Below are 4,439 nucleotides of genomic sequence, written 5' to 3'. Positions count from 1 at the left end.
AGCTCGGCGTCAGATAGGTGCAGTCGACGGCGTGGGCTATCTCGAAGGCGGTCACGAAGGCGACCTCGCCCACCGTCTGTGACGGGCGCACATAGATGGTGATCTCGTGGCCGGCGCAGTTGGTGCCCCCCAGCAGTCCGGCCCGGCCCGGCTGGAAGCTCAGTTGGTATCCCAGGCGCCGCCAGGGATAGCTGATGCGGGCCAGACCCTCGTCGCCGAGCCGTTGGTAGTAGGGGGCGGGGGCCGCCGGTGCGGGCGGTGGGAGCGCTGGCGCCGCGACGGGGGACGGGGGCGGAGGCGATGGGGTCACCGCCGCGGCCGGTACGACCGCAAGGGGGGAACGGTCGGCTCCCGTCACCTCCGCCCCGCGCTGTGCCCGGTGGTGGACGCCACCGGTATCGACGGTGGTCACCGGCCGCCTGGCTGCCGACGACTGCACCTGAGTCGCGAGGACGCCCGCGACCGTGAGCACCACCGCCAGGGCTCTGACGCGGTGCCGGGACGGTCGCACAGGCGCCGGGGAACGCGCCTCCCACACGGGCGCGCCGCGACCGCTCACAAGGAAGCGGCGGGCAGGTCCAGCTCGCTCGACCTCGTCACCGGCCGCTCCCCGAAGCGCGATCGACGGGGAGCCCGCCGTATGCGGTCGGGCCGCCGACCAGGACGCGGGCCAGGTCGGCTGCTGACGCCGGCGCCGGCGCCGTCAGGCACGGAGAGCCGGCCCCGAGCTGGCTCAGGCCTTCGAGGTCCCCCGTCCCGTAGTCGAGGGGGGACTGCGAGTTGAAGCTGGGCGCCATGATCTGGGTGGGATCGGAGGTGTGGGCCAACCCCGCCACGTGGGCCAGCTCGTGCTCGAGACCCGGCACCCAGGTCGACGGGACGGTGGCGCCCGGGATCAGGTTCAGGTCGGCGTTGAGGGCCACCTGGCCGGTCACGGCCACGACCGTGCCACCGGTGTTCACTCCGGTGAACCCGCCCATTCCGAGGAGGTTGGCCTGGGCCGGGAGGTAGTCGGTCTGGCCCTCGTGCTCCCACGCGATCAGGACCGGAGCCCACGACTGACCCGACGCGGCGGTGGCCGACCGCGACGTCGTCGGGAACTGCGTCGACGAGCCGTCGTTCACGAACGTGATCCCGGTGGCGCTGGACAGCCGGGCGATGGCGGTCTGCACGTAGGCGGCGGCGCCCGGCGGGGCCTCGGACAAATTGGTGACGTAGTGGATGGGCTGGCAGGCGTCGAAGCGCATCGGCGCCCCGTCGGGGTTGCGCCCCTCGAAGGCGTAGCTCGTCGAGTGGGTGTCGATGGGGCCGACGTTCTGCTGCACGACCGCGGAGCTCTGGTACTTGGCGTCACCGAAGCTGGCCGAGGTGCCGTTGCGCTGGACCAGGACGTATCCCGACCCGCTCGGGCTGTCGGCCAGGGCGGTGATCGGGCTCGGGATGGTGGAGCCGGTCATCGACCCGTAGTAACCGGCGTCGCCGAAGTCGAAGATGCTGCCGTCAGAGGCCGTGAACCGGTAGCCGCCACCGTCGGGAATGGCCGCCATGCCGACAATCGGGTGAGGCGGGCTCGTGCTGCCCGTCGATCCCAGGAACGGGGCGTGGAAGGCGAAGATGCCTCCGTCGGACGCGACCATCCAGTACCCGCCGGTCGCCTGATCGGCGGCCATGCCCACGATGGGCTGGTTCAGGCGGATGGCGCCGGTCGACCCGTAGAAGCGGGCGTCCCCGAAGCTGAAGATCCCGCCGTCGGACGCGACCAGCCAGTAGCCACCGCCGTCCGGGGTGGCGGTCATGCCGACGATGGGCTGGTTCAGGCGGATGGCGCCGGTCGACCCGTGGAAGCGGGCGTCCCCGAAGCTGAAGATCCCGCCGTCGGAAGCGACCAGCCAGTAGCCACGCGCGTCCTTGGTGGCGGCCATGCCCACGATCGGCTTCGACAGCCGGGTGCCCCCCGCCGAGCCGTAGAACGGGGCATCGCCCTCGGTGTACACCGAGCCGTCCGACGCGGCGATCCAGAATCCCTGGGCGTCGGAGATGGCGGTGCCGACGACCGCCGCGCTCGGTCCGGCCGCGGCCGGGTGGCGCAACAGCGGCACCGCGCTCAGCGCCCCCGCCAGCAAGGCGACGACACCGATGGCGGCCCGTCTCCGTCCGGTCGGCATCCGGCGCATCGACGATCGGGGGTCAGACACAGGGACCAGCTCCGAGGACGTGCAGCCCCTGCAGGTCATTGGCGTCGTAGGTGCCGTGCGACAACGGGCCCTGCTGGGCGTTCATGATCGCGGCCGGATCCTGGGTGTGGCCGAGGCCCATCATGTGGCCGAGCTCGTGGAGCAGCAGGTGGCCCTCGGAGTAGCCCGGGCCGAAGCCGGGACGCAGGAAGCCGTTGGCCATGTCCCCGTTGACGATGGCGTAGCCCTGGTAGATGCGCTCCGTCGATCCGGAGCCCGGCTCCCACCAGTTCCCGCCGTAGCCCGCCTCGGCGGTGCTGGTCGCGAAGGCCGCCCGGGGCAGCCAGGCGATCACCGCGTCGATCCCGGCCGGCAGCTGTCCCCCGGCCCCGTTGGGGTCGGGCACGGCGCCGGTGGTGCCGGCGTAGGTGAACGGGATCCCGGTCGCCTGGGACACCTCGCCCACCGCCTCCTGGGCGTCGGACAGGGCGTTGGCCGGGGCGTCGGACAGGTTCACCGCCCACCGGATGGCGGCGCAGGGGTTCCAGCGGGCCCGCGTCCCTCCGGTCCCGTCGGGATATAGGAAGGCGTAGCCGGGATCGGCCGGTGACGGAGCCCAGCCCCCGTCGGCGGCGACGGTCGGCGCCACCGCCGGTGTCGGGTCGGCCGGTGACGGAGCCGGCGAGGCCGGTACGCCGTGGGCGGAGGTGTTCCCGGACGAAGCCACCGTCGTGCCGATCGACACCACCGTGCCGTCGACCGCGGCGAGGAGGTACCCGTCACCGCCCGGCGCGCCGGCCACCGCCGATACCGGGCCGTGGCCCTGGCCGGCGCCGAGGAACGGAGCGTCGCCGTAGGTCAGCACTCCCCCGTCCCAGCCGACGAGCCAGTAGCCGCGGCCGTCCGGGGTGGCGGCCATGGCCCCGATCGGCGTCGCCGGGTGCGCGGCCCGGGCGGAGCCGAAGAAGCCCGCGTCGCCGAAGGTCATCACCCCGCCGTCGGCGCCGACCAGCCAGTAGCCGGCGCCGTCGGGCGTCGGCGCCATGGCCGTGATGGGCGCGGACAGGGGCAGGGCCGCCGCCGACCCGAGGAACGGCGCGTCCCCGTAGGTGAGGACGCCGCCATCCGAGCCGACCAGCCAGTAGCCGGCGCCGTCCGGCGTCGGGGCCATGGCCACGATCGGCGCCGAGAGGTGCAGGTTGCCGCCCGAGCCGTGGAAGCCGGCGTCGCCGAACGTCAGCACCCCGCCGTCGCGTCCGGCCAGCCAGTAGCCGTGACCGTCCGGCGTGGCGGCCATGCCCACCACCGGGGAGGACAGGGCCATGCCCCCGGCCGAGCCGTAGAAGCCGGCGTCCCCCTCGGTCAGCACGCCGCCGTCGGCGGAGGCCAGCCAGTAACCGCCGCCGTCGGGGGTCACCGCCTCCGCCCGCACCGGCGCCGACAGGTGCGCCGGCGGGGAGAAGACGCTCTCGTAGTACGGCCCCGCCCCTCCGGCCCCGGGCCCGGGGGCGCCGGTGGGCGCCGGGGCGGCTCCCCGCAGCGCTGCCGTCGCGGGCGCCACCGCGACCGCCGCGCTCAGCAGCAACGTGGCCTTGGCCCATCTCTGCATCCGGCCACCTCCGTTGGTGGTCACACTGGGCGGTTGTGCAACCGCTCAGCGTTGGGCAGTATGAGCCAAATGTCGGATTAGCGCAATAGGTGTACCCGTGACCACTTTCCGTGGTGAAGACCTCCCGCGTAGAACCCGTTGCGGAAGGTGGCCCGCAGGACCGGGTCGTAGGCGCGCGAGATCAGCTCGCGCCGGGGACCGGGCACGACGCGCGCCCCGCGGACGAGGCGGGTCCTGATGGACAGATGGTCGGGCCCGACCCCTCCGACGATGCCGGGTCGGGCCACAGAACCCGCTCGTAGACTCGCCCCGGTGGGGCCGAGGTGAGCGGCCGGGCGCCGCACGTGCTGGTTGTCGACGACGAGGAGCACATCACCGAGCTGCTGTCGATGGGGCTCACCATGAACGGCTTCGAGGTCGAGCGGGCCGCGTCCGGGCGGGCGGCCCTGCAGGCCATCGAGGACCGGCGTCCCGACCTCGTCGTGCTGGACGTCATGCTCCCCGACCTCGACGGCTTCGACGTGGCCAAGCGGCTCCGGCAGACCGAGGGGGCGGGGACGCGTGTGCCCGTGATCTTCCTGACCGCCCGCGACACCACCGCCGACAAGGTCGAGGGGCTACGGCTGGGCAGCGACGACTACGTCACCAAGCCGTTC

Annotated in this window: 5 protein-coding genes; 1 reads left to right on the top strand and 4 read right to left on the bottom strand. The window is 73.4% G+C overall.

The annotated features are described in order from the left end of the window. The 4 genes from VFW24_12030 to VFW24_12015 form a co-directional block, all read right to left on the bottom strand. Nucleotides 1-310, bottom strand: a 310-nt coding sequence (locus VFW24_12030; GenBank protein ID HEX5267492.1) for a hypothetical protein, incomplete at its 3' end; no start/stop codon positions are given. 286 nt (nt 311-596) lie between these two features. Next, the gene (locus VFW24_12025; protein ID HEX5267491.1) at nt 597-2,195 is read right to left on the bottom strand and encodes a hypothetical protein; all 1,599 of its coding nucleotides are present in this window, start codon (nt 2,193-2,195) and stop codon (nt 597-599) included. Further along, on the bottom strand, nt 2,188-3,783 hold the full coding sequence (locus tag VFW24_12020) for a matrixin family metalloprotease (protein HEX5267490.1): 1,596 nt from the start codon (nt 3,781-3,783) through the stop codon (nt 2,188-2,190). Before VFW24_12020 ends, VFW24_12025 begins: the two co-directional genes overlap by 8 nt. A gap of 77 nt (nt 3,784-3,860) precedes the next feature. Further along, complete coding sequence (locus tag VFW24_12015) at nt 3,861-4,070, bottom strand: hypothetical protein (protein ID HEX5267489.1); 210 nt, start codon at nt 4,068-4,070, stop codon at nt 3,861-3,863. A 36-nt stretch (nt 4,071-4,106) separates the two neighbouring features. Here VFW24_12015 and VFW24_12010 point away from each other — a divergent pair. Next, a partial coding sequence (locus tag VFW24_12010) for a response regulator (GenBank protein ID HEX5267488.1) occupies nt 4,107-4,439 on the top strand: 333 nt, incomplete at its 3' end.

The organism is Acidimicrobiales bacterium (assembly GCA_036273495.1).
In the GTDB taxonomy this organism is placed as follows: domain Bacteria; phylum Actinomycetota; class Acidimicrobiia; order Acidimicrobiales; family JAJPHE01; genus DASSEU01.
This window is presented reverse-complemented; position numbering and strand designations above follow the sequence as displayed.